The sequence below is a fragment of the Pseudomonas sp. TAE6080 genome (assembly GCF_018732265.1).
Classification (GTDB): domain Bacteria; phylum Pseudomonadota; class Gammaproteobacteria; order Pseudomonadales; family Pseudomonadaceae; genus Aquipseudomonas; species Aquipseudomonas brenneri.
Genome location: NZ_JAHIDY010000004.1, coordinates 100,487 through 124,391, shown reverse-complemented (window position 1 = coordinate 124,391; position 23,905 = coordinate 100,487). Strand labels below are relative to the sequence as shown.

Sequence of the window (23,905 nt, the reverse complement as noted above, 5' to 3'; positions counted from 1 at the left end):
AGCCAGACACTCAGGGATCGGTGTCGGCACGCAGATTGCGTTCGGTCGCCGTCATCAGGTCAGCCGCGCTTATTCCGAGTGCCGTAGAAATTTTCAGTATGAGCGGAAGCGTGGGCACGTGCTCACCACGCTCGATCTTACCCATGTGAGAACGCGAAATGCTTGCCCGAGATGCGAACTCGTCTTGCGCGACTCCTTGAGCGACGCGCGCAGCGCGCACGGCCTGTCCGAAGGCTAACGCCGACTCGGATTCATACGTCGATGTGCCAGAAGGACGGCCTGGCTGAATTGTTGATTTCTGCATTAGCAGAAGCGTCAAACAATCTGCCACAATTAACCACGTTAAAGATAACGACGTTAAACTTCACTCTTTACTGCGACGCTGGTTTGCCTTTCTGGACAGATCGCTTATTGGGGGCCCTCATGCATGACGCCACCAGCCAGTTTTCCCATTTCAGGCTTGCTATCGCACCTGGAGTGCCATCCTCTTGCCTCATAACGCTTCTTGCCCTTCAGCGCGCAGAGGAGCCTGAAGTCACCATCGCGTTCTTTGAGACCTCGGGCGACGACCTGATGACGGGCCTTGAGGAAGGCCGCTACGACGCCGGAATCTCGCTTCGGAACGCTGGTGCTCCAGCCGTGAAAAGCCAGCCGCTCTGGGTCGAGAACGTGGCCGTTGCAATGCCGCTGGGGTCCCCCTTACTTGCCCAGGCGAAGATCACGCTTGCCGAGCTTCTGGACTATCCGGTGTTTCGCTGGCCGGCGGAGGCATGCCTACTGCTCGATCAGCGACTGTCTTCCCTTCCGTTGAGCCAACAGAGCGTGCAGCATGTGACTTCGTTCGAGATGATGGCGCTTTGGGTCACCGCTGGCTACGGTGTGGGGCTCTCGGCGCAATCGCGCATGGAGCGTGCCCATGCGTGGGGGATCACTATGCGACCGCTTTCAGACGGCCCCTACGAGATCGTGACATACCTGCAGCGGCCCCACGGACGAGCCAATGCTGTTTCTGAGCGGTTCGAGCACAGGGCAATGCTGGTTGCCAGGGATAGGGCGGCTTGCTCGAATATCCCATAGCCCGCTCTCGCCGAGGCTGCGTTCGGGTAATTACCGCGGCACGCACCTGTTAGCGCGCCAGTGATAGCGCTTCCATCTTTGGCAATATGATGAATTAACATGGTCTTTGGAGGCACGAATGGTTGGAAGTGGTTGGGACCGAGTACCAATTGACTCGCAAAGCATCGATGCGCCGCTGTCGCGCGCGGCGGTGTTTCTCACGTTGACGGTCGCCGAGGGCCACGAGGCCCTTCAGGCGGTCGCCGGCATCTTGGACGGGCTGGACGACCTGATCAAAACGGTGGGCTTCCGCGATCTCAACGGCCGGCTGTCGTGCATCACTGCGCTGGGATCGGCGCTATGGGACCGTTTCCAGACCGGGAAGCGCCCGAAGGAACTACGGCCCTTCGTGCCCATCGAGGGTGCCAAGCACACCGCGCCTGCCACGCCCGGCGACCTGTTCTTTCACATCCGTGCCGAACGTGAGGATCTCTGTTTTGAATTCGAGCGCCTGCTGCTGGACCAACTGGGCAGCAGCGTGACGGTGGCCGACGAGGTGGTCGGTTTTCGCTACTTCGACTCCCGCGACCTGCTTGGCTTTGTCGATGGCACGGCCAACCCGACCGGGCACGACATCGGCGCCTCGACGCTGGTCGGCAGTGAAGATCAGGCGTTCGCCGGCGGTAGCTACTTGGTGGTGCAGAAGTATCTGCACCAAATGCAGCCGTGGGCTCGGCTCGCCAAGGACGAGCAAGAGCGGATCATCGGCCGGGAGATCGTCAGCAATGTCGAATTGCCCGACGCGACGAGCGGCCAGAAATCGCACAAGACCCTCGCCACAATCGTGGACGACGACGGCACCGAGCACGACATCCTGCGCGACAACATGCCCTTCGGCCGCCCCGGCCAGGGCGAATATGGCACCTACTTCATCGGCTACTCCAGGCATCTGTGGGTGACGCAGAAGATGCTGGAGCGCATGTTCCTCGGCGATCCGCCAGGCATGCACGACCGCCTGCTCGATTTCTCGACGGCGCACACCGGCGCCGTGTTCTTCGCTCCCGCACCGCGCACGCTGAGCGAACTCGTGGAGGCGGTGCAAGCGTAATGCAGGGGCCACAAGGCCCCTGCAAGGTTTGAGAGCCCTATGCTCCGTCTAGAACTACTGCGCTATCCACCAGCCGACGAACGCTTTGCCGCACATCCTCGGGGATGGGGTAAGGGGCAATGGCCTCGGGCATATCCGCATGGTGCTGGTAGTCGCCCATGATGACCCGGATGATCGCCGGCACGTTGGTCGGCGTGACCGCATCAATGGCCGCGCGGTCCCCCAGGTCAGGGTGCGGCTGGGTCAGCATGCGGTACAGATCCCACGAATCCGCGTGCAGGCACTGGTTCATGAGCACCTGGGCCAGCTTGTGCTTGAGCGGCACCAGTTGCCAATCGGGAACACGCTGCCCCCGATTACCCAAACTGATGGACAGCAACTTGCCCGCTTTCAGTTCGCGGTTGATCTGGTCCTTGGACTTTCCAGCCAGCTTGCCGAACAGCGGGACCGGCAAGCTGCTTGGAGACTCGTAGATGGTCAGCATTTCCTCGCGCTCGCGCTGGATCGCGGACACTTCCGGCTCTGGGGCATGCGTCGGAGGCGGCGGCACCTGAGACAGCCGCTGGAACGTGATCCCGCCGCTGCTCGGGGTTACGACAATAGGCGTGGCCACGACGGGCGGGACGCCGGGAGGAGTGGGCTCGGCCATCGTGAGGGTCGCATCCATCGTTTCCTCCACTTCTGCCATTGCCGGCACCCCGTCGATACGGATGGTCAGGTGCGCGCTCGCGGCTTCCACTTCGCCCTGTTCGAGCAGGTCGAGCCGATCGGCCCAGTCCTGCATCATCCGACGGCGCGGCTCAACGTACTTGGCGTGGTTGTAGGACGAACTCACCTTATTGGGGTCGGAATGGGAAAGCTGCGCGTCCACCCAAATCTTCGGGTAGCCAATCTCGTTGAGCGCCGTCGAGATGGTGCCGCGGATGCCGTGGCCGGTCAGGCGCCCCTCATAGCCCATGAGCTGCACGGCCTTGTTGAGGGTGTTCTCGCTGATGCGCTTCTTGAGTTCGCTGCGGTGTGACAGCAGGTACCTCTGCGCCGGCCGCATCACCCCCAGAAGATAGCGCACGATCTCGATGGCCTGCAGGGATAGCGGCACGATATAGGGGGGCACATCCTGCGGCCGCTTCCCTGCCTTGCGCATTTCATCCTGGAGCTGCTTGACGATCTGCGGCGGGATGATCCACAAGCCCCTGTCGAGGTCGAACTGTTCGGGTTCGGCCAACCGCAGTTCGCCGGTGCGCACCCCGGTCAGGAACAGCAGCCGGACGCCAAGCTGGGTCTGCCAGCCACGGGGGTTGTAGAGCCGGAGCTTCTGGAGGAACTCGGGCATCTCGGGCAGGTGCAAGTAGGGGTTGTGGGCTACCGGGGGCTTGGGTTCGGCTACCACGTCCAGGTCTGCGGCCGGGTTGACCTCCAGCCCCTCGGCGATGACCAGGGCATAACGGAACATCTGGTTGAACCAGGTGCGGACCTTTTCCGCAGTAGTGAACGCCTTGCGCTTCTCGATCGCCGCCAGGACGCCCAGAAGCTGAGGGCGGCGAATGTCATAGATCGACATCTTCCCCAGAGTGGGCAGCACGTCTTTGTTAAAGATGCGCAGGATCTGGGAAAGCGTGCTCTGACGGCCTTCCTTGAGTTCCTTACGGCGATGCTCGACCCAAGCATCGAAGACGGTCTTGAAGGTGTATTCGCCCGCCAGCTTGGCCGCGTGCCGTTTCTGGTCGCGCTCGACCTGGGGATCGATCCCCCTGGCAAGCAGGGCCTGGGCCTTGTCTCGCTCGGTCCGGGCTTCACGCAGGCTGAGGGCAGGATAGCCGCCCAGGCACAGGCGCTTTTGCTTGCCCAGCCAGTAGTAGCGGAATTGCCATGACTTGCCGCCTGCGGCTGAGACCATCAGGCCCAGGCAGTCGTTGTCGGAGAGGGTGTAGCGTTTTCCGGTGGTCTTCGCCTGCCGGACGGTCAGATCAGAGAGCGCCATTTCGAGACTCCTAAGTAATGACTTAGGCCCTATGCTCGTCATGGTTCCCGCTCAGCCCCAGCAACTATCCGGTAGCCGCCCCACCCGTATTCTTGTGCCTTATTTGGTCACTCAAAAACGGTAGCTGTGGGTGGATTTCCGTGGCACTCGCTGGAATGAAAAAAGGAGCCGAAGCTCCTTTTTTCAATGACCTACAGACCCCAGTAGAAGTCTGTGGATCAAAATTTGGAGCGGGAAACGAGACTCGAACTCGCGACCCCGACCTTGGCAAGGTCGTGCTCTACCAACTGAGCTATTCCCGCAAATGGCGTCCCCTAGGGGACTCGAACCCCTGTTACCGCCGTGAAAGGGCGGTGTCCTAGGCCACTAGACGAAGGGGACACGCTAACTGAAACACATGGTGTGTATTCCAGTGCCCAGAGGCCTTGTCCGAAGACTTGGTCCTGGTTTCACTCAGTGCCGCCCGAAAGCCACACTGTTTAAAAATGGAGCGGGAAACGAGACTCGAACTCGCGACCCCGACCTTGGCAAGGTCGTGCTCTACCAACTGAGCTATTCCCGCAATGGCGTCCCCTAGGGGACTCGAACCCCTGTTACCGCCGTGAAAGGGCGGTGTCCTAGGCCACTAGACGAAGGGGACACACGTACAACATTCACTCCCTACCGCGTTTCGCTGTGTGCTTTACGCTGTAAGTGGCGCGCATTCTATGGATGGATTGAAAGGTCGTCAACCCCCAAGGATAAATTTATTTAAATCAATGACTTCGCCCTGCTTTACAAGCACCGCCAGGGTTTCTCGCTGTCCAGGCTTTGACGCCTATATTCTGGCGCCCGACAAGACGTTATAGTCCCCGCCGGCAAATGATGGCAATGTGCATCTACTCAGACAAAGCCTATCTATATAGAGGAAAGCACTGACTCATCTCGTCGAAGAGTCCTATCCGCCGCATGCGCCAATCACTACACTTCAACGCACATCCCATAAAGAGGTCACACCGGTGACACCACTCATGATCACCCTGCTGGTAATAGCCGGGATCGTAATACTGATCGCCATTGGCTACATGAACCATGTGGTGGAAAACAACAAACTGGAAAAGGCCCGGGCCCAGATTGAACTCAACGACCGGCTGCGGCGCTGCGGAGAGATCACCGAGACGTTCCCCGGTCAATTGATGACACCGCAGCTCAAACTGCTGCTGACCCGCCTGGAACTGAACGTCAACCAACGTATGCTCCACCTCAACAAATCCAGCGCAACCATCAAGGCGCGTATTGCCGAACTGGAAGCACTGGTTGGCCAGGGCGAATCGATTCCGGTGAACAACCCGCCGGGGCCGATCCAGACCGAAGCCAAGGCCAAGGATGTGCGCTTCTTATTGGAAGCGCTGCACGGTCAAGTCACCCGTGCCGCCCAGGACGGCTTTTTGCCGACTAATGAGGCCAAGCACTGGATCCGTGAAATCCGCCACCTGCTGGTGCTGCTGCATATCGAGTTTTTCAACAATCTGGGCCAGCACGCCCTGCAACAGGCACAACCCGGCCAGGCACGCCTGGCGTTCGAACGCGGCGTGCAGTACCTGCGCAAGCAGCCTGAACCGGCGACCTACAGCCAGCACTTGCAACTTTTGGAGAAACAATTGGCACGCGCCAACTCCATGGTGCTGACCAACAGCCAGCAAACCGCAGAAGAGGTCAATGAGCTGACCGAAGGCTTGAAAGCCGATGACGCGGATGCCGAATGGAAAAAGAAAGTCATCTACGATTGATCCCTCCTGCACTGGACTGACGGGTGCATTTTCTGCATCCGTTGCCATCATTCTGCACCTATCGCCGCCCCTGTAATTCGCGTAGAAAAGAGCGCTTCTTTTAACGAACGAGGCCCGCTATGCCTATTGTCGTCATTGATGATCAACCCTTGCACTACGTGGACCAAGGCTGCGGCCCGGTGGTCCTGCTTGGGCAGAGCTACCTGTGGGACCACCAGATGTGGGCGCCGCAGATCGAAGCCCTGTCACAACACTACCGGGTGATTGTTCCCGAGTTGTGGGGCCACGGTAAATCAGGGCCACTGCCATCCCAGACCCGCTCCATGAACGATCTGGCGCGCCAGATGCTGTCACTGCTGGACCATCTGAACATCGCCAAGGTCAACCTGGTCGGTTTATCGGTAGGCGGCATGTGGAGCGCCCCGCTGGCGCTACTGGCACCCGAGCGGCTCAACAGCCTGGTGCTGATGGACACTTACCTGGGCGCAGAGCCCGACGCGACCCGCGAAAAATACTTCGCCCTGCTCAATGCAATCGAGGCCGCTGGCGCTATCCCCGAGCCGCTGCTGGATATCATCGTGCCGATCTTCTTTCGTCCCGGCATCGACCCCACCTGCGCGCTGTATCAGGACTTCCGTCAGTCCCTGCGCGAATTCCCCAGGGAGCGCCTACTCGACAGCATTGTTCCCCTCGGCCGCCTGATCTTCGGTCGCGAGGATGCGCTGGAAGGGTTGTGCCGCCTGCCTGCCGACACCACGCTGGTGATGTGCGGCAACGAGGACCAGCCGCGCCCACCTGCAGAAACCAAGGAAATGGCCGGACTGATCGGCTGCCCATGGGTGTTGATCCCGGACGCCGGGCATATCTCCAGCAGGGAAAACCCCGAGTTCGTCAACGGGGCGCTGCTGACCTTCCTGGCCACTCACACCTGATCACAGGCGAAAGTGCCCCACCATGCCCTTGAGCTGCGCGCCCAACTGCGCCAGCTCGACACTCGATGCAGCGTTGCCCTGCATGCTCAGCGCCGATTGATCGGCACTCGTGCGAATGCTGGTGACGCTACGGTTGATCTCTTCGGCCACCGAACTCTGCTGCTCGGCCGCCGCCGCGATCTGTTGGTTCATCTGCTGAATCTGCGAGACCGCCACCGCAATGCTGCCCAAGGCGCTTTCGGTTTCCAGGGCATCGCTGACGGCCAGCTTCACCAACTCGCCGCTGTGCTGGATATCCCGCACTGAAGACTGCGCAGCACTGCGCAAGGTGCTGACCAGACGTTCGATTTCCTCCGTCGATTGCTGGGTGCGCCTGGCCAATGCGCGCACTTCATCGGCGACCACCGCGAAACCTCGCCCCTGCTCGCCAGCGCGTGCCGCCTCGATGGCCGCGTTGAGCGCCAGCAGGTTGGTCTGCTCGGCGACGCTTTTGATCACCTCCAACACGCTGCCGATGTTCTGGATCTCGGCACTCAGGCTCTCGATGCTGGTGCTGGCGGATGTCGCCGAACTGGCCAGCAACTCGATGCGCTGCAAGCTCTGGCGTACCACCTGCTGGCCGCTGTCGACTTTATCGTCGGCGGTCTGTGCCGCTTGCGCGGCCTGCTCGGCATTGCGAGCCACATCGTGCACCGTGGCGGCCATCTGGTTCATGGCGGTGGCGACTTGCTCAGTCTCTTCTTTCTGGCTGCTGACTTCGATATTCGTCTGCTCGGTCACGCTGGACAGCGACTGGGCCGAGCTGGCCAACTGCTCAATCCCAGCCTGCAACCCGCTGACCATGCTGCTCAGCCCACCGCCCATCTGCTGCATCGCCTGCATCAATTGGCCCATCTCGTCCTGTCGGCTCACCTCCATGCGCCCGCTGAGATCCCCTGCGGCAATCTGCCGGGCCACGGCAATCACGCTGCGCAGCGGCATGACGATCAAGCGGGTAATCACCCAGGCCGCAATCACCCCCACCAACAAGGCCAGGGCCGATGAAACAATGATCAGCAAGCTGCTCTTGACCAACTGCGCCTGCATCGACTGGTCCTGCGCCGCATAGGCCTGGTTGACCTGTGACACCACCTGCGCCGCCCGTTCATGCAACTGCTGGTAGACGATTTTCTCCTGGGCCAGCAGGCCGGTGTATTCGGTGAGTTTTTCGCTGAAGGCGCCGATATGCCCAACCACCTCATTGAGCACGGTCTGATAGCCAGGGTCCTTGACCAGGGTCTTCAGTTGCTCGGCCTGGGCCAGGGCCTGGTCAGCCTGCTCGATGCGGCCTTGCCCGGCACTGTCCTCATCACCCTTGCGGCTTTGATCCAGGCGCACCCGCGCTTCATTCATGGCTTGCAACATCAGGCGCGAGACCTGCCCCACCTGCCCGGCCTGCTCGATAAACTCGCCGCCCTCCCTGCCCTGGCTTTCCTTGAGGCCATAGGCCCCGTCGTCGGCCAGGCCGGCCTGCAAGACATCAAGGTTATTGGCGACGCTGGACACCGACCAACTGGCCATTTCCAGTGCCAGTTCCTTGGCCTGGGTCAGCTCGACAAACTCGTCAAACGCCTTGCGATAGGCACCCAACGCCTGCTCGACCTCGGTCATGTCGAGTGCCAGGGCTTCGGCCACCAGGCTGTCGACCCGTTCATGCAGGGTCTCGACCGACTTGGCATCGGTGCGCAACGCATACTCCTGCTCGATCAAGCGCACGTTCAGCAGCCCCTGATTGAGCGAGGACATACCCTTGAGCCCCACAAAACGCTGGCCAACGCTTTGCAGGGACCACACGCCAATCGCCGCCACCAAGGCAGTCAACAGCAAGACCAGGGCAAAGCCCAGCGCCAGTTTCCGGGCCAGCCCAAGGTTGGCAAATCGTCGTTGCACGGCCGAAATCATTACGCTTAACCCTCTTGGCGTGGCGAATCCCGGCAGGCCGGGTTTGCATGCAACGAGATTCGCAACGACACCCCCCGGAGCACAAGTCATTGCCAGCACAATAATGGCAAAAAGCTACATACCCGTCGTTTTCAGAATGGTGGAGGTCGATCCAGCAGGCCCCATGGCCTTGAACAACGCCAAGGCCCGATGATCACAGGCGTAGGCCACATTGATCCGTAGCCAGTCAGCATGCTCGCCAGTCGGGCTGAACAGCTCCCCGGAAGACAGCAAGACCCCAAGCTGTCGGGCCCGTGCGTGCAACCTTGAGCCACCCCCTGGCCCTGGGCGCGCCCAAACAAACATGCCACCCGCTGGCACTGCAAAGACTTCCCACTCTTCGTCCTCCAGCACCTGCAAGGTCTTCGCCATCTCCGCGCTCAACCGTCGGCGCAGGCGCTGCACCCATTTACGGTAGGTGCCGTTGGCCAAGAGGCTGGCCACCATGGCTTCGGCGAAGCGTGAGGTGCCCATGCCCGTCAAGGTCTTGAGCTTGAGCACCTGGCTGATAAGCGCCGTGCTGGCGGTCAGATAGCCGACCCGCAGGGCGCTGCTCAGGGTCTTGGAAAAGCTTGAAACATAGATGACCCGATCATCATGGGCCAGCGCCGCCAGCCGGATACAGGAAGCGTGTTGCAGGTCGCCATAGACATCTTCCTCGACAATCAGGAAGTCGTGGGCGCTGGCCAAGTGCAACAGGCGCTCGGCCACCCCGCGTGAAAGGCTGGTGCCCGTCGGGTTGTGGTAGAGGCTGTTGATGAACAGGCACTTGGGGTGGTGGCTGACCAAAAGCGTTTCCAGGGTTTGAATATCCGGGCCGCTGCGGGTCCTGGGGACCTCCAGCAACCTGACACCATGAAAAGCCAACTGACGATACAAGTTGCCGTAGCCAGGCGTTTCAACCACCACCGTGTCGCCGGCCTTGAGCAAGGTGCGTATCAACAGGTCCTGGGCATGGCTGGCACCGTGGGTGGTGAGGATCCGTTCGGCGCTGCTGGCGACCTGAATCTGGGCCAGGCGTTTGTGCAACTGTTCACGCAACACCGGCAACCCCAGGGGCGTGCTGTAGTTGAAAACCCCTGCGGTATCGGTGCGGCTGATTTCGCGAATCGCGTAGCTGATGTCATCCGCTTCACGCCAGGAGTCCGGCAGCCAACCGCACCCCAGCTTCAATTCGCCCAACTGGTTATCGGTAAAGGCCCCCCACCTGCGCTCCGCGCCCTCATACCACTGACACTCAGCCAGTGAGCTGCTGGCAGTCGGCTGTGCCGCGATCACAAACCCCGAGCCGGCTCTTGAAGCCAGCACCCCTTCGGCCACCATGCGTTCAAGGGCCTCGATCACACTGGATTGACTGAGCAGGTTGGCATGGGCCAGTTGCCGGATGGAAGGCAGGCGCGTTCCAGGGCTGACCCCGCTCTCCCGAATCCACGCGGCAATGGCGCTGACAATTTGCTGAACCACCGGCACAAGGGCTTGTCGATTGATCCCTAAATCCATGAGCCACCCCCTTCAACTGTTTGGCATTTAACTCAAAACAGTTAAGCACAGAAGGTCAGGATCACTCCGTTCATATTTTTATTAAATCATTGATTTTATTGAGATATTTACCTATTGAAACATAATGAGCCAGGGCATCTTGCCACCTGCGGAAACGCCCCACAGCACTCGAAATCACTTTCTCAGTAGCGCAGGGCAGCAGGTCCTAAATAGCCGTCGCACCACCATCTACGGCCAACGCATGACCGGTGGTGAACGCAGCGCCATCGCTGCACAGATAGAGCACCGCGCTGGCAATCTCACCGACTGTCCCAATACGCCCGACCGGATGCATGGCGGCGGCAAATTCGGCCTTGCGCGGATCGGCTTCATAGGCACGGCGGAACATGTCCGTATCAATCACCGCCGGGCACACCGCGTTGACGCGGATTTTCTTTTTCGCATACTCGATGGCCGCCGACTTGGTCAGGCCGATCACCGCATGCTTGGACGCTGCATAAATGCTCATCTTCGGCGCAGCCCCCAACCCGGCCACCGATGCGGTATTGACGATCGCCCCACCGCCCTGGGCCAGCAGCAACGGCAACTGATACTTCATGCACAACCACACGCCCTTGACGTTGACGCCCATGATGGCGTCGAACTCGTCCAGGGTGCCGTCAGCCAGCTTGCCCTGTTCAATCTCGATGCCGGCGTTGTTGAACGCATAGTCCAGGCGACCATAGCTGTGCAACACCTGCTGCATCAGTTGTTGTACATCCGCCTCCAGGGTGACGTTGCAGCGCACGAACACCGCTTCGCCGCCTGCCTCGCGGATCAACGCGATCGTACCTTCGCCGCCCGCCACATCCAGGTCGGCGACCACCACTTTCAAGCCTTCCTGGGCAAATGCCAGTGCCGTGGCGCGGCCAATGCCGTTGGCGGCGCCGGTGACCAGGGCAACCTGGCCGGAAAACGTCATGCTCATGCTTATTATCCTTGGATGAATGCCTTTGGACCCAGCATAGCCAGGAGCCAGCGCCGCGCGTCAGCACTATCAGAGGGCCGGTTGGACGCCCATGCGTGGCAGTGATAAGCCTGCCGGGCTCACTATCAACCCAGCCTATCGGCGGGCATTCGCAGTGATCGGCCGAGCTTGCTCCCATGGCCTGGAAGGTCTATCACTTGAGGTCCATTTACCCAGAGTCCTTGCCATGACTGCCCAGACCAACCGCCAATTCCTGCTTGCCAAACGCCCGGTCGGCGCGGCCACGCGGGACACCTTCACCTATCAGGAAGTGCCGGTGGGCAACCTGGCAGACGGCCAGGTGCTGGTGCGCAACGAATACCTGTCCCTCGACCCGGCCATGCGTGGCTGGATGAATGAAGGCAAGTCCTACATCCCGCCGGTAGCCATCGGCGAAGTCATGCGTGCACTGGGCGTAGGCCAGGTCATCGCCTCGAACAACCCGAAGTTCGCGATCGGCGATTACGTCAATGGTGCCCTGGGCGTGCAGGATTACTTCCTCGGCGAGCCGCGTGGTTTCTACAAGGTCGATCCGAAACTGGCACCGCTGCCGCGTTATCTGTCGGCACTGGGCATGACCGGCATGACCGCCTACTTCGCCCTGCTCGACACCGGCGCGCCCAAGGCTGGCGATACCGTGGTGATCTCCGGCGCCGCCGGTGCGGTGGGCAGCATTGCCGGGCAGATCGCCAAGATCAAGGGCTGCCGTGTGGTGGGAATTGCCGGCGGCGCCGACAAGTGCAAGTTTCTGGTGGATGAACTGGGGTTCGACGCGGCCATCGACTACAAGAGCGAAGACGTGCCGACGGCCCTCAAGCGCGAATGCCCGAAAGGCGTGGATGTGTATTTCGATAACGTCGGCGGCGATATCCTCGACGCCGTGCTCAGCCGTCTCGCGTTGAAAGCGCGGGTGGTGATCTGTGGAGCCATCAGCCAGTACAACAACAAGGAAGCCGTGAAGGGCCCGGCCAACTACTTGTCACTGCTGGTCAATCGGGCGCGCATGGAAGGCTTTGTGGTGATGGATCATGCGGCGAACTTTGCCGCGGCCGGGCAGGAAATGGCCGGCTGGATGGCCCAGGGCAAGCTCAAGAGCAAGGAAGATATTGTCGAAGGGCTGGAGACATTCCCGGAGACGCTGATGAAGCTGTTCAACGGTGAGAACTTTGGCAAGTTGGTGCTGAAGGTCAACTGACACACCACAAACCAATGTGGGAGCTGGCTTGCGTGCGATGCAGACGCCTCGGTTTTTCAGTAACCCCGAGGTGATGCTATCGCAGGCACGCCAGCTCCTACATTTTTAGCCCAAGGGCATCAGGCGATTTCGGCGACCACCGCCGCCAACGCCTTGGCCGGGTCAGCCGCCTGGCTGATCGGGCGACCGATCACCAGGTAATCGGAACCAGCATCCAACGCCTGGCGCGGGGTCAGGATACGACGCTGGTCGTCCTGGGCGCTGCCCGCTGGACGAATCCCCGGAGTCACCAATTGCAGCGCCGGATGGGCGGTCTTCAACGCCTGGGCTTCCAGCGCCGAACAGACCAAACCATCGAGGCCGGCCTTCTGCGCCAGGGCCGCCAGGCGCAACACCTGCTCCTGAGGTTCGATATCCAGGCCAATGCCGGCCAGGTCTTCACGCTCCATGCTGGTCAGCACGGTCACACCGATCAACAACGGCTTGGGACCGCTGCGTTGCTCCAGCACTTCACGGCACGCGGCCATCATGCGCAGGCCACCGGAACAATGGACGTTGACCATCCACACGCCCATTTCGGCAGCAGCCTTGACCGCCATCGCAGTGGTGTTGGGAATATCGTGGAATTTCAGGTCGAGAAATACTTCGAAGCCCTTGTCACGCAAGGTGCCGACGATTTCTGCGGCGCAACTGGTGAACAGTTCCTTGCCAACCTTGACCCGGCAAAGCTTGGGGTCCAACTGGTCAGCCAGCTTCAGTGCGGCGTCACGGGTGGGGTAATCCAGGGCGACGATGATAGGAGTCTGGCAGACGGACATTGGAATGGGCTCTCAGGCAAGTCGAAATCGGCGCGGATTGTAGCGCAAGCAGCGGCTTTGCGGGATCCGATGATCGGTAAATCCTCGGCAAGCGCTCATTTAACGGGGAGAACCGGCTAATATTTCAAAGCCGATACATTCGTTCACCGCAAGCCTCAAGGCCATCATCGCCGGCAAGCCGGCTCCTACAGGGGATCAGCCCACCTTGTCTTCCCGGCGCACCTGCGCCTGGCTCGCACTCCAATCCGTCAACAGGCTGTACGCCACTGCCAACAATGTCGGCCCGATAAACAAGCCGATAAAACCAAACGCGATCAACCCACCAAACACCCCCAGCAACACGATCACCAACGGCAGGTTGCCGCCGCGGCTGATCAGGTACGGTTTGAGTACGTTGTCCACGCCGCTGATGATGAACGTGCCCCAGACGCCAAGGAATACCGCGTAGGTGTAATCGCCCTTCCACACCAGCCAGGCGGTGGCCGGGATCCAGACGAGCGGCGGTCCCATGGGGATCAGGCTCAGCAGGAAGGTGACGATACCCAGTACCAGCGCCCCGGGCACTCCGGCGATCAGGAAGCCGATCAGTGCCAACAGTGCCTGGGCGGCGGCAGTGCCGATCACACCGTTGACCACCCGCTGTACAGTGCCGGCCACCAGGTCGATGTAGTAACCGGCACGTTCACCGATCAAGCGCTCCAGCAGGCGGTGAACGAACATCGCCAGGCGCGGCCCGTCGCGGTAGAAAAAGAATACAAACACCAGGCTCAGGGTCAGTTCCAGGATGCCGCCGCCAATCTGTGCGCTACGGGCCAGCAACCAGTTGCCGACCTGCCCCAGGTACGGCTTGATTGTGACCATCAAGGCCGCGCCCTGCTGGTCGATGCTGTCCCACATGCCAACCAGTCGTTCCCCGACAAAGGGGATCGAACCCAGCCACGTCGGTGCTTCGGGCAAGCCATCGACCTGCACATCCTTGATCAGCGCCACGGCGTCACGTACATGGTCGGCCAGGTTGAAGCCCAACCACACCAGCGGCACCGCCACCAATAACATCCAGCCCAAGGTCAGGATTCCGGCCGCCAGGGATTCGCGGCCGCCCAGGGCGCGGGTCAACAGGCGCATCAGCGGCCAACTGGCAAATGCCAGCACCGCGCCCCAGAACAGCGCCGACCAGAACGGCGCCATCACCCAGAAACTGGCACCGAACAGCACCAGGAGCAGGATCTGCACCAGCAGGCGATCATTGTTGAGCATGTGGTTTCTCGAAAAGAAGTTTGTAGAGCAAGAGCTTAGGCGAACGGCACGGGTCCGTTCGCCCTGGAGCGATCAGCGGATCACTTGCAGATGCAGGCCCTTGGCTTCTCCAGTGCCGGTTTCCAATCGCGCCGCGCGTACGCCCTTGTCGATCAGGCCCTGGCGCCAGGCTTCGGCGTTGGGCCCGCTCAAACTGACCCGCAAGGTGGTATCGAGGTTCAATCCACGGGAAATCAGGGTCAACCACGTTGTGTCGGGCTCAGTGCCCAACAAGGGGAAGTCCAGGTCGCCGGTGCTTTTCAATTCGCGCAGCAGCGTGGCCGAGGTCGGCAGCAATTGCCCCAGTGGCGCACTGGCGTCCATTTGCTCGACATGCAGGTAAGCCCGACGATTGCCGCGAGTGATGCCGTACAGCGCCACCAGGGAATTGTCCTGAGGGGCTGCGAGGCGCAGCAACAGGAATTCCTGCTGGCCATCGGCGCCGACCAGCTTGGCATTGCCCAGCACTTCATTGGCCCACAGGCTGCTTTCGCCACAATCGCGGGCCTGGCACCAGAACAGCAACTGCGCACCCTGCTCTTGCAATGCCTCACGCGTGGATTTGAAGGCCGCGCTGGAACTGTGTTCGGCGGGCAACTCATAGGTAATGGCTGTCACTTGGCCACGCGCCGTGGCCTGGCCTTCGTAACGCAACTGGCCGCTGATCTTGCGGATCGCGCCCATGGGGTAGATGCGTTCTTTTTCTTCGGCGGGCCGGTAGTCGACAATCTGCGCATCCACCTGACGGACTACGCTGGGCAAATCCTGGCTGCCTGGTACATCGGCAGCGAAGACCAACGGGCTGATACAGCACAGCCCAAGTACACGGATAACTCCCTTGGCACTACTCATCGGATCGGTGCGCCTTGGCCGGTGGATGCCTTCGCGGTATTCGGATTGTTCATGGTTGACTCCCTTTCAATCCGCCCAGCCTCGACAGTTGACCCCGTCAAGTCAAGGCGCGGTGAAGAACCGATTGAAACAGTCTGCAACAAGAGCAGCCCCCGACTCGTCGTTCAGGTGCAAATGATGGCCACCTGCAAGGGTGGTTACAGTGAAAGGAAGCTGCGCAAGCAGCTCGGGATGCTTGGCCAGCATGCCCTCTTGCGCAACGACCAACTGCGTAGGACACGCCACCCGACGCACGAAGGCCATGGCCTGTTCTTCCGTCAGGCGCATCGGGGATGCCAGGGTCAGGCGACTGTCGCTGCGCCAGGTATAACCACCCGGCACCGGCATCAAGCCCCGCTGGGCCAGGAGTTCCGCGGCTTCGCGGCTGACGGCGACCACGCCTTTCATCCGCGCCTCCACGGCTCGGTCGAGGGTGCTGTACACCGGCTTGCGCTTGTCTTGCAGATTGATTTGCGCCTGCAAGGCCATGCCCAGGCGCTCGGCGGCGTTCTCGCCGGTGGCAGTCGGCGGAATCACACCGTCGATCAACCCCAAGTGCGTCACACGCTCTGGCAAAGCCCCGGCCAACACCGTGGAGACAATCGCGCCGAGGGAGTGGCCAAGTAATGCAAAACGTTTCCAGCCCAGTTGCTCGGCCACTTGCAACACATCAAACACGTAATCCCACACAGCATAACCGGCGCCAGCCGGGCGGTGGGCCGAGTGGCCGTGACCGGCCATGTCCAGGGCGACAATGCGCAAGCCCTGCAGTTTGGGCGCCAGGCGCGCAAAACTGTTGGCGTTGTCCAGCCAGCCATGCAGGGCTATCACCGGCAGGCCATCTTCCGGGCCGAACAGGTGGGCCGCCAGCTCGATATGCGGCAGGCTCAGGCGTACTTCTTCGACGGGTGTGGTCATGCGCAACTGCGCTCGCGGGCTTCCCAGCGGGTAAACAGGTTCTTGATCAAGGCCGCCGTGTCCTGCGGACGCTCAAGGGGGAACATGTGGCCGCCGGGCATGGTCAGCATCTCGCCCATGGGCAGGCGCGCGACGCCGCTGGCGTGGTGGCGCATCACTACCCGGCTCTGCCGACCGCGCACCACGGCCAGCGGCACTTTCAGTTGGCGGGTCTGGCCAGGGCTGGTATGCGGCACGCCCCGGTAAATACTGATTTCGGTTGCCGGGTCGAACCGCAGGCGCAGGCGATCGCCGACCTGGTGCAAGCCGTGTTGCAGGTAGGCTTCCAGGCATTCGGGGTCAAACCCGCGAAACAGCGTCTTGCCGGAAAAATATTGGCGGGCGGCGTCCAGGTCAGAGAACTCTTCGCGCCGGCCCAGGGTACGGCCAGCAGGCGTCAGGCGATCAATCAAGCCAAAACGCTTGGCCGCGCGGATCACCCAGCGGTCGGCAAGGGTCAGCACCGGCGAGTCGAGCATTACCACCCCGCGATACAACTGCGGGCAGCGCAGGGCCGCGTGCAAATGCAACACCCCACCCAGTGAATGGCCCACGCCCCACACCGGCTCCGGTTGCTGCTCCAGGTGGTGGATCAGTTCATCCACCAGGTTCTGCCAATTATCGTCCACCGGAAACCGCGGATCGTGACCGTGCTGCGACAGGTGCGCCACCGCGTACTCCGGCGCCAGGGCGTCGAACAATTTGCCGTAGGTCGCCGAAGGGAAGCCATTGGCATGAGTGAAAAACACATGTTGCGACATAACCAGCCCATCATCCAAAACAGAAATCGATTGTCCCCATGCCCGGCCGCCACAGCAATGACTGTAACTGCCAGGAATGATGACACTCACGCCACACCTATCGCGCCGGCGGGTTTTCGCCCAAGGGCACCACGGCCATGGTCAGGCGCGATACGCAACTGGCCTTGCCCTCGTCGCTGGTCAGGCGAATATCCCAGACATGAGTGGTGCGCCCGATATGGATCGCCCGGGCCACCGCCGTCACCCGCCCGGAACGCAGGCCGCGCAGGTGGTTGGCATTGATTTCCAGACCCACGCAATAGAACTTGCTGGCGTCGATGCACAGGTAGCTGGCCACGGAGCCCACTGTTTCGGCCAGCACCACCGAGGCCCCGCCGTGCAGCAGCCCATAGGGTTGATGGGTGCGATGGTCGACCACCATGCTCGCGGTCAGGGATTCGTCGTCGAAGCTCTCGAAGCGGATATCCAGCACTTCACCAATGGTGTTTTTCTGCCTGGCATTGATTTGCTCGATGTTGGGAACGGTGCGCCACAGGCTCATTGCAGTGTCCTTATTGATTTTATTGAATGCTCAATCCTGCCACAGCACGGCCTCGGAGCGCGCGCTCCAGGCCTGGAACTGTGGGCCGTAGGTTGACTCGATGACGTTGCGCTTGATCTTCAGGGTCGGCGTCAGAAAGCCGTTTTCCACCGCCCAACTGTCTTTCACTACCACCAGTTGACGCAAGCGCTCATGTTTATCCAGCACCTGGTTGACCTCCTCCAGCAAGCGCTCCAGGCTGCCGTGCAATGAATGCCGGGCCTCGCTGGCGGCCTCCTGCAGGCCCACCGCAGACAGTACGCACAAGCCCATCGGTGCGCTCAAGCCATCACCGACCACGCACACCTGTTCGATGCGCCCATGCTCCGCCAGGCGGTTTTCGATGGGCGCCGGGGCGACGTACTTGCCCTTGCTGGTCTTGAAGATTTCCTTGAGACGCCCGGTCAGGCGCAAGCGGCCTTCGCCATCCTGCTCGCCCTTGTCACCTGTGCGCAGGAAACCGTCCTCGGTGAGGGTCTCGGCGGTTTTCTGCGGGTCCTTGAAATAGCCGAGCATAGTCGCGCCGCTGCGCACCTGGACTTCGCCGGCCAGATCAATGCGCACCTCCACGTCCGGGCACGCCAGGCCGATCCAGCCGATCTTCTGCTGGCCGGGGCGACAGACATGGGAATAACCACAGCTTTCGGTCATGCCATATACCTCCAGCACATCCAGGCCCAGGCGCAGGTACCAGCGCAGCAGCGCCTCGGGCACCGGCGCGGCGCCGGACAGGGCCACCCGCACCGCGTCCAGCCCAAGGCCGGCGAGGACCTTGTGACCGACCCGCTTGCCGATAAACGGCAGACGCAAGAGCCATTCCAGGCGTTTTTCCGGGATTTTTGCGTAGACGCCCATCTGGAACTTGGTCCAGATCCGCGGCACGCCAAACAAGGCCGTGGGCCGGGCACGCTGGAGATCGGTGAGGAACGTGTCGAGGCTTTCGGCAAAAAACACGGTTTGCCCGGTGTAGATCGAGGCCATTTCGACAAACATGCGCTCGGCCACATGGCACAGCGGCAGGTAGGACAGCAGGCGGTCGCCCTCCCCCAGGCCAAACAGCTCGGTGCCGCGGGTCGCCGCAAACCCCAGGCCGCCGAAGGTGTGCATCACGCCTTTAGGCAAGCCGGTGGTGCCGGAGGTGTAGATGATGGTGGCCAGATCTGTGGCCGCCGGCGCAGGGTCATCCTGGATCGGCGAGCAGGCCTGCAGGTCGGCCCAGGTGAAATCGAACCGGCCCTCGGGGCACAGCGGCAGACTGATGGTCGCAAGCCCGGCCTTGACGCCCGGGGCCATGGCCGGCCAGTCGTCGAGCTTGCCGATAAACACCAACGCCGCCTCGGAGTGCTCCAGCACATGGGCCACGGAGTCGGCGGTAAGGTTGGGATACAGCGGCACCGAGACATGCCCGGCCATCCAGATCGCCAGGTCGGCGATGATCCAGTGCGCGCAGTTTTTCGAGATCAGGGCAATGTGCGAGCCCTGGGGCAGGTCACGGGCGCGCAGCCAATGGGCAGCGCAACGTGCCTGATGGCCGACCTCGCCCCAGGTGAGGGTCTGCACCTCGCCGCCGCCAATGGGCTGGACCAGGAAGCGCTGGCGCGGATGGCGCGCCTCACGTTCAAAGAAGACCTGCAGCGGCAAACGAAAAGCGACAGACATGGGACGCGCTCCTGTGTGTTCAGATGGCAGCCAACCAAGCACTTGCTTGGTGGACTATTCCATGCACAAAGAAGCACTGCAAGTTCCTTGCAGGCATAACACAATCAAACGGTGGGAAAGACTTATTTGGGAAAGGGCTTGTGTGGGAGCGGGCTTGCTCGCGAAAGCGGTGCATCAGTCAATGAATGTATTGGCTGACACTCCGCTTTCGCGAGCAAGCCCGCTCCCACCGTTTGATTGCGTTGTGCCTGAAAAATCAGGGTTTTTTGACGCTATTGAGGCTCATCAACCCCGCCAACGGAAAGTCCCCTTCCAACTCCGCCAGGCTGGCGGTGGGCATCGGCTGGGGCTGGCGCTGGTGACCGTGCTGCAAAAAGCTGATCAGGTTGCCCACCAAGGGTTGATGGCTGACCAGCAGCACATTGTCATCGGTGTCGAGTTTCTCCAGCACTTGCAACGGATTGCCGTCTGGCGTCAGCCACGCAGCCGTGCGAATTTCAGGAGCAAAGCCCAACGCCTCACGCACCAGTTGCGCGGTCTGCTGCGCCCGCACGTAGGGGCTGGCGATGATGGCCTTGATGTCAGCGCCGATCAGGTGGGCAGCGCTGTGCAACACCTCCTGGCGACCACGCTCGGTCAGGTTGCGCTGGGCATCGCTCGGCGCATGGGACTCGGCTTCACCGTGACGCAATACCCACAGTTTCATAGCTTGGGCTCTTCATCACGCACCGGGTGCGGGGCCGGCGGCACGCTGTGGGCGGCCTCGCCTTCCGGCGCGCGCGGGGTTGGCCAGTCGGCGAAGGGCCAGGGTTTCTGCTCGCTGTGGAAGCTGCCAAAACGGCCAACCTGGGCGAGGAACTGGCTGAGGCTGTCGCCAAAGTTCATCAGGCCCAGGTTCGGCGCGCCGTAGATCAGGCGGTAGATCAACTGCACCACCACCAACGCCCCGAGGAGGAACTGGGCCACTTGCCATACCAGGGCAAACACCAGCATCCACAGGATGCGCAGGCCGATGGATTCATACTTGGGTGCTGTTTTCGGATCGTTCATCGCGCGTTCCTCAGTTGAAACCACTGGTGGAAATAAAGTCGACATCGGTCTTGGGTTCGGCCCTCATCAGCAACTCGATGACCTGGTTCAAGGTGCGCCCTTCGAACAGGATCGCGTGCAGGCCGGCGACCAACGGCATATAGACCCCGGTTTCCTGGGCCTTGGCCTTCAGTACTTTGAGGGTATTGACCCCTTCGGCCACTTCACCGAGGCGGGTGACGGCGTCTTCCAGGCTCAGGCCCTGGCCCAGGGCGAAACCCACCTGATAGTTGCGGCTTTTGGGTGACGAACAGGTGACGATCAGGTCACCGACCCCGGCCAGGCCGAGGAAGGTCATGGGGTTGGCGCCCTGGTTGACCGCAAAGCGGGTCATTTCCGCCAGAGCGCGAGTGATCAGCATGCTCTTGGTGTTTTCCCCCATGCCCAGGGCCACGGCCATGCCGGCGATGATGGCGTAGACGTTTTTCAACGCGCCGCCCAGTTCCACGCCAAAGCGGTCGGCACTGGCGTAGACCCGGAAGGTACGGCCATGCAGCACCGCCTGCACCCGCTCGCACAGAACCTCGTCTTCACTGGCGACCACGGTCGCGGTCAAGGCATGCTCGGCCACTTCGCGTGCCAGGTTCGGCCCGGAAAGCACACCGATACGGGCCTGGGGCGCGATTTCCTCAAGGATTTCGCTCATCAGCTTGAAGGTCTGGGCTTCGATGCCTTTGGTCAGGCTGACCAGCATCTTGCCCGCCAGCCGCTCGGCATGGGGTGCCAGTACCGTGCGCAGGGCGCTGGAGGGCAGCGCGACAAAGCACAGGTCGCAGTCATCCAGGGTGGCCTGCAGGTCGGTGACCGGCGTGACCGCCGCATGAATCTTGATGCCCTTGAGGTAACGGGGGTTTTCGCGGTTGACCCGGATGGCCTCGGCCTGTTCGGGATCGCGCATCCACTGGCGCACCTGATGGCCGTTTTCAGCCAGTAGATTAGCCACGGCGGTACCAAAACTTCCGCCTCCCAGGACCGCAATTGGGCGCTGTTCAGTCATATGCAATCCGTTAATCCATACCAGTGGCGATGGCGGCATTATACGGGCCGACCTGACGGCGACCAGCCCTTCTGTGATTTCCCGCGATTGTCGGAAAATGGCCGAATGGACCACAGTAATTGCGATAGCGCCGACTGGCAAAAGCGCTCGCCTCAGTTAACATGGTCGGCTATCCGCAATTATCAAGGCCGTGCCGTGTATTTGGGCCCTCCTCCTCGTTCATCTCTGTTGCTGGCGCTGCTGGTCAGTACGCCGTTGCTGGCCGACGATTTGTTCCTCGACAACCAGCCGCTGCCCCAAGTCCTGACGGCAACCCGGCTCAAGCAGTCGGCCGCCGCCGTGCCTGGCAGCATGACGGTGATCGACAGCGAATTGATCAAGGCCAGTGGTGCACGCGATATTGCCGAATTGCTGCGCCTGGTGCCGGGGATGATGGTGGGCTACACCTCGGGCAACCAGGCCGCCGTCAACTACCACGGCACCAGCGCCAACGAGGCGCGGCGCATGCAAGTGCTGATCGATGGCCGCTCGGTGTACCGCGCCGGCCTGGCCACCGTGGACTGGAGCGACATTCCAGTCGCCATGGAAGATATCGAGCGGATCGAAGTGTTCCGTGGCCCCAATACCGTCAGCTATGGCGCCAATGCGCTGATGGCGGTGGTCAATATCCTCACTCGCTCGCCGGCCAACAGCCTGGGTACCCGGATGAAAATGACCCGGGGCGAGCGCGGGATAAACGACTGGTATGCCAGCCAGGGCCTGGGCTGGGACACCGGCAACCTGCGACTGTCGCTGTCCGGGCAACAGGATGATGGCTTTGACAGTGACCGGGTCGGCGCCGACTACCGCGACAGCCGGCGGCTCAGCCGCTTCAGCCTGGCGGTCAGCCAGACGCTGAACCAGCAGCAGAGCATCGACTGGCAACTCAATGCCAAGGAAGGGACCAATCAGCGGCCATACACCTACAAGCCTGTGTTCGCCGGGATTACCGACGGTGGTACCGACTCCGACGTCACCGCCAAGGACTACGCTGCATCCCTGCGCTGGAACTTCGACTTCAACCCCGATCACAGCCTGTATATCCAGGGTTCGGCGCAACAATGGGACCGCCGGCAGGTCTGGAAAGCCTGCGACGCCAAGGTGTCGTTCAGCCCGCAGCTGACGCAACTGTGGCAGATGAACCCCAACTACGCCGAGCAGTTGGCGCGGCACATGAAGGACTATGAAAACGGCAGCCCACCGCCAGGCTCTGCCGCCGAGCAGGCGCTGGCCGAAGAAGTCCTGAAGCAATGGAATAACGGCGGCAAGGAAAGCGTCTGCGGCAATATCGACCAGAGCACCAAGGAAAGCCGCTACGACCTCGAAGTACAAGACACCCTGAGCCTGTCCGACAGCCTGCGACTGGTCAGTGGGATGAATTACCGCTACGACCGCGCCGACTCTGACACCTATTTCAACGGCACCCTGGACGACACCACCTGGCGCCTGTTCGGCCATCTGGAATGGCGGGCCAGCGAACACTGGTTGTTGCAGGGCGGGGCGATGTACGAAAACACCCACTTGAGCGGTAACTCGCTCACCCCCAGGGTTGCGGTCAACTACCTGATCAACCCGCGCCACGGCTTGCGCGCGGTGTACTCCGAAGCGATCCGCTCGCCGGACATGTTCGAGAACAACGTCAACTGGAGCTACCGGGTCACTGGCCTCAGCTCCCCCGCCTACGGGCAGACAACCGGCCAGTATTTCGTCAAGACCCGCGGCCCGGGCAACCTCGACAAGGAACTGATGCGCTCCCGGGAACTGGGCTACAACGGCTTTTTTGCCGATAGCGGGCTGAACCTCGACATCAAGCTGTTCTATGACGAAATCACCGGCATGATCAGCGAGCCCTTGCGCAATAACCAGTACATTGCCAGCAACAGTAACCGCTCACGCTTTGCCGGCGCCGAAACCCAGCTGGACTGGCACGTCAGTAGCGCTGACCGGCTGCGCCTGACCTATGCTTACGTCGATGCCAGCGCCAGCAACCCGCTGGACCAACGACAGACCGCGCGCAACAGCGGCTCAGCCGGCTGGATGCGCGAATGGGGACACGGCTGGTCCAGCGCGTTGTTCTATTATGGGGACGATGCACTTAACCAATATCGCTTTGAACGGGTCGATATGCGGGTCGCCAAGCGCATCGCCCTGGGCAAGGCCAACCTGGAGCTGGCCGGCATGCTGCAACAACGCCTCGATAACCAGCCCACTACCCAGATCGACAACAACTACGACCAACGCCATGTGCTCTACTTCAGCGCGGAGTTAGAGTTCTGACATGACCCCTGCCC

At 61.4% G+C, this 23,905-nt stretch carries 21 protein-coding genes, 4 tRNA genes and 1 pseudogene; 6 read left to right on the top strand and 20 right to left on the bottom strand.

Annotated features, from left to right (window positions below; all coding sequences use genetic code 11):
- Positions 1-10: 10 nt before the first annotated feature.
- The gene (locus KL786_RS05235) at positions 11-304 is read right to left on the bottom strand and encodes a helix-turn-helix domain-containing protein (protein WP_009459591.1); all 294 of its coding nucleotides are present in this window, start codon (positions 302-304) and stop codon (positions 11-13) included.
- On the opposite strand from KL786_RS05235, the gene KL786_RS05230 reads away from it, so the two are divergent.
- Together KL786_RS05230 and KL786_RS05225 are read left to right on the top strand one after the other, a co-directional pair.
- Positions 262-1,077: a substrate-binding domain-containing protein gene (locus KL786_RS05230; RefSeq protein WP_023095485.1), complete on the top strand. Its 816-nt coding sequence runs from the start codon at positions 262-264 to the stop codon at positions 1,075-1,077. The genes KL786_RS05235 and KL786_RS05230 overlap by 43 nt on opposite strands.
- Before the next feature lie 118 nt (positions 1,078-1,195).
- Entirely contained in the window at positions 1,196-2,164 is a 969-nt protein-coding gene (locus tag KL786_RS05225; RefSeq protein WP_009459580.1) for a Dyp-type peroxidase, read from the top strand.
- A gap of 37 nt (positions 2,165-2,201) precedes the next feature.
- On the opposite strand, the gene KL786_RS05220 is transcribed toward KL786_RS05225, so the two are convergent.
- The 5 genes from KL786_RS05220 to KL786_RS05200 form a co-directional block, all read right to left on the bottom strand.
- Positions 2,202-4,145 carry a tyrosine-type recombinase/integrase gene (locus tag KL786_RS05220; RefSeq protein WP_009459572.1) on the bottom strand — a complete coding sequence of 648 codons (1,944 nt, stop codon included), beginning with the start codon at positions 4,143-4,145 and terminating at the stop codon, positions 2,202-2,204.
- 226 nt (positions 4,146-4,371) lie between these two features.
- A tRNA-Gly gene (locus KL786_RS05215) sits at positions 4,372-4,447 on the bottom strand.
- Between the two features lie 3 nt (positions 4,448-4,450).
- Positions 4,451-4,526, bottom strand: a tRNA-Glu gene (locus KL786_RS05210).
- A 105-nt stretch (positions 4,527-4,631) separates the two neighbouring features.
- Positions 4,632-4,707: transfer RNA gene (locus KL786_RS05205), tRNA-Gly, on the bottom strand.
- 2 nt (positions 4,708-4,709) lie between these two features.
- Positions 4,710-4,785 (bottom strand) — tRNA-Glu (locus KL786_RS05200).
- A gap of 358 nt (positions 4,786-5,143) precedes the next feature.
- On the opposite strand from KL786_RS05200, the gene KL786_RS05195 reads away from it, so the two are divergent.
- Both KL786_RS05195 and KL786_RS05190 read left to right on the top strand, forming a co-directional pair.
- Positions 5,144-5,914, top strand: coding sequence for a hypothetical protein (locus KL786_RS05195; protein WP_076964840.1), 771 nt, complete (start codon positions 5,144-5,146; stop codon positions 5,912-5,914).
- Positions 5,915-6,033: 119 nt separating this feature from the next.
- On the top strand, positions 6,034-6,846 hold the full coding sequence (locus KL786_RS05190) for an alpha/beta fold hydrolase (protein ID WP_215516977.1): 813 nt from the start codon (positions 6,034-6,036) through the stop codon (positions 6,844-6,846).
- Here KL786_RS05190 and KL786_RS30055 read toward each other — a convergent pair whose 3' ends face one another.
- The 4 genes and pseudogenes from KL786_RS30055 to KL786_RS05175 form a co-directional block, all read right to left on the bottom strand.
- Entirely contained in the window at positions 6,847-7,689 is an 843-nt protein-coding gene (locus KL786_RS30055) for a methyl-accepting chemotaxis protein (protein ID WP_502937844.1), read from the bottom strand. It lies immediately after the preceding gene.
- Between the two features lie 18 nt (positions 7,690-7,707).
- Positions 7,708-7,932, bottom strand: a pseudogene (locus KL786_RS30050) (HAMP domain-containing protein); the annotation flags it as partial.
- Between the two features lie 969 nt (positions 7,933-8,901).
- Positions 8,902-10,326 carry an aminotransferase-like domain-containing protein gene (locus tag KL786_RS05180; RefSeq protein ID WP_215516975.1) on the bottom strand — a complete coding sequence of 475 codons (1,425 nt, stop codon included), beginning with the start codon at positions 10,324-10,326 and terminating at the stop codon, positions 8,902-8,904.
- Between the two features lie 205 nt (positions 10,327-10,531).
- On the bottom strand, positions 10,532-11,293 hold the full coding sequence (locus KL786_RS05175; protein WP_215516974.1) for an SDR family oxidoreductase: 762 nt from the start codon (positions 11,291-11,293) through the stop codon (positions 10,532-10,534).
- A 226-nt stretch (positions 11,294-11,519) separates the two neighbouring features.
- Here KL786_RS05175 and KL786_RS05170 point away from each other — a divergent pair, with 226 nt between their 5' ends.
- Positions 11,520-12,527, top strand: a complete 1,008-nt coding sequence (locus KL786_RS05170) for an NADP-dependent oxidoreductase (protein ID WP_215516973.1) — start codon at positions 11,520-11,522, stop codon at positions 12,525-12,527.
- Between the two features lie 119 nt (positions 12,528-12,646).
- On the opposite strand, the gene pyrF is transcribed toward KL786_RS05170, so the two are convergent.
- From pyrF to KL786_RS05120, 10 genes are all read right to left on the bottom strand, one after another.
- Positions 12,647-13,345 carry an orotidine-5'-phosphate decarboxylase gene (gene pyrF, locus KL786_RS05165; protein WP_038447139.1) on the bottom strand — a complete coding sequence of 233 codons (699 nt, stop codon included), beginning with the start codon at positions 13,343-13,345 and terminating at the stop codon, positions 12,647-12,649.
- Between the two features lie 195 nt (positions 13,346-13,540).
- Positions 13,541-14,602: an AI-2E family transporter gene (locus KL786_RS05160; protein ID WP_070995387.1), complete on the bottom strand. Its 1,062-nt coding sequence runs from the start codon at positions 14,600-14,602 to the stop codon at positions 13,541-13,543.
- A 72-nt stretch (positions 14,603-14,674) separates the two neighbouring features.
- Positions 14,675-15,493, bottom strand: a complete 819-nt coding sequence (locus KL786_RS05155) for a DUF4892 domain-containing protein (RefSeq protein ID WP_032859226.1) — start codon at positions 15,491-15,493, stop codon at positions 14,675-14,677.
- Positions 15,494-15,595: 102 nt separating this feature from the next.
- Positions 15,596-16,450, bottom strand: a complete 855-nt coding sequence (locus tag KL786_RS05150) for an alpha/beta hydrolase (RefSeq protein ID WP_032859224.1) — start codon at positions 16,448-16,450, stop codon at positions 15,596-15,598.
- Complete coding sequence (locus KL786_RS05145) at positions 16,447-17,250, bottom strand: alpha/beta fold hydrolase (RefSeq protein WP_032859223.1); 804 nt, start codon at positions 17,248-17,250, stop codon at positions 16,447-16,449. The genes KL786_RS05150 and KL786_RS05145 overlap by 4 nt, the downstream gene beginning before the upstream one ends.
- A gap of 97 nt (positions 17,251-17,347) precedes the next feature.
- Entirely contained in the window at positions 17,348-17,791 is a 444-nt protein-coding gene (locus KL786_RS05140; protein ID WP_065943518.1) for a hotdog fold thioesterase, read from the bottom strand.
- A 30-nt stretch (positions 17,792-17,821) separates the two neighbouring features.
- A complete protein-coding gene (locus KL786_RS05135; protein WP_215516972.1) occupies positions 17,822-19,489 on the bottom strand; it encodes an AMP-binding protein in 1,668 nt (555 codons plus the stop codon).
- Positions 19,490-19,745: 256 nt separating this feature from the next.
- A complete protein-coding gene (gene sixA, locus KL786_RS05130; RefSeq protein ID WP_215516971.1) occupies positions 19,746-20,195 on the bottom strand; it encodes a phosphohistidine phosphatase SixA in 450 nt (149 codons plus the stop codon).
- Positions 20,192-20,539, bottom strand: a complete 348-nt coding sequence (locus tag KL786_RS05125; RefSeq protein ID WP_090290685.1) for a DUF4389 domain-containing protein — start codon at positions 20,537-20,539, stop codon at positions 20,192-20,194. Before KL786_RS05125 ends, sixA begins: the two co-directional genes overlap by 4 nt.
- A 10-nt stretch (positions 20,540-20,549) precedes the next feature.
- Positions 20,550-21,575, bottom strand: coding sequence for an NAD(P)H-dependent glycerol-3-phosphate dehydrogenase (locus tag KL786_RS05120; RefSeq protein WP_215516970.1), 1,026 nt, complete (start codon positions 21,573-21,575; stop codon positions 20,550-20,552).
- A 195-nt stretch (positions 21,576-21,770) separates the two neighbouring features.
- On the opposite strand from KL786_RS05120, the gene KL786_RS05115 reads away from it, so the two are divergent.
- Entirely contained in the window at positions 21,771-23,891 is a 2,121-nt protein-coding gene (locus KL786_RS05115) for a TonB-dependent receptor plug domain-containing protein (protein ID WP_215516980.1), read from the top strand.
- Positions 23,892-23,905: the final 14 nt, after the last annotated feature.